This window comes from Pseudomonas sp. P5_B3 (assembly GCF_056400405.1).
In genome coordinates this window covers 1-1,657 of sequence record NZ_JBFULI010000126.1, presented here as the reverse complement: position 1 = coordinate 1,657, position 1,657 = coordinate 1, and the positions used below count along the sequence as shown (strand labels likewise).

The window sequence follows — 1,657 nt, the reverse complement described above, 5'->3', positions numbered from 1 at the left end:
GCAGGCTGCCGGAACTCTGGCCTTCGGCGATGGTGATGACCTTGCCGCTGTCCAGCGTCACGGTCACTGGACCGTTCTGTGCGGTCACCGGGGCGCCGTTCTTGTCGGTCAGCGTGGCGGTGTAGGTGATGGTGCCGTTCTCGTCCACGCTCGGCGTCGCGGTCAAGGTCACCGTGGTGGTGTCGTTGACGTCATTGACCGTGGTGCTGACCGGGGTTTTCACTGGGTTGATGGCTTCCAGGTTGCCACCCACCGCATCCTTGATGGATTCGGTGACCGTGGTCGGCCCTTGGTAGGCGTCGTTGCCCACGGTGACCGGCAAACTACCGGAACTCTGGCCTTCGGCGATGGTGATGACCTTGCCGCTGTCCAGCGTCACGGTCACTGGACCGTTCTGCGCGGTGACCGGTTGGCCTTGGGCATCGGTCAGGGTCGCGGTATAGGTGATGGTGCCGTTTTCGTCCACGCTCGGCGTCGCGCTCAGGGTCACGGTGGTGCTGTCATTGACGTCATTGACCGTGGTGGTCACTGGCGTGGTGTTTGGCGACACCTGTTCCAGGTTGCCGCCCACCGCGTCCTTGATGGATTCGGTGACCGTGGTCGGCCCTTGGTAGACGTCGTTGCCGACGCTCACCGGCAAGCTACCGGCGCTCTGGCCTTCGGCGATGGTGATGACCTTGCCGCTGTCCAGCGTGACGGTGACCGGACCGTTCTGCGCGGTCACCGGGGCGCCGTTCTTGTCGGTCAGCGTCGCGGTGTAGGTGATGGTGCCGTTCTCGTCCACGCTCGGTGTGGCGCTCAGCGTCACGGTGGTGGTGTCGATCGAGTCAGTGATGGACGTTACTGCCGGCTCTTTACTCGGCACCAGGTTCTCGAAGTTGCCGCCCGTGGTACCGGTGATGGTGGTGCTGACGGTGCTGCCGTTGGCATAAACATCATTGGCCGGGGTCGGCACGTTGACGCTGCCGGAGGTCTGGCCGGCTTCGATGGTAATGACCGAGCCGTTGCTCAAGGTCACAGTCATCGGCGTGCCGGCTGGATTGSTCAGGGTRGCGGTRTAGGTGATCTGCCCGCCTTCGGTGATGTTGCCGGTGGCCGTCAGGCTCAGYCCGGTGSTGTCCACGGAATCGGTGATGGTGGTCACGGCCGGCGKGGTGTTGGGCACCAGGTTCTCGAAGTTGCCGCCCGTGGTGCCGGTGATGGTGGTGCTGACGGTGCTGCCGTTGACATAGACGTCATTGGCCGGGGTCTCGACCACGACGCTACCGCTGGTCTTGCCCGCTTCGATGGTGATGACCGAGCCGTTGCTCAAGGTCACGGTCACCGGTGTTTGCGTCGGGTTGGTCAGGGTAGCGGTRTAGGTGATCTGSCCKCCTTCGGTGATGTTGCCGGTGGCCGTCAGGSTCAGYCCGGTGTTGTCCACGGAATCGGTGATGGTGGTCACGGCTGGCGCGGTGTTCGGCACCAGATTTTCGAAGTTGCCGCCCGTGGTACCGGTGATGGTGGTGCTGACGGTGTTGCCGTTCACATAAACGTCATTGGCCGGGGTTTCGACCACGATGCTGCCGGTGGTCTGGCCAGCTTCGATGGTGATGACCGAGCCGTTGCTCAAGGTCACGGTCACCGGTGTTTGCGTCGGGTTGGTCAGGGTAGCGGT

General features: G+C 63.4%; 1 protein-coding gene. It reads right to left on the bottom strand.

The genetic code is table 11. The annotated features are described in order from the left end of the window. The coding region (locus tag AC1DRN_RS29890; RefSeq protein WP_477786923.1) for an immunoglobulin-like domain-containing protein at positions 1–1,657 on the bottom strand (1,657 nt) is incomplete at both ends.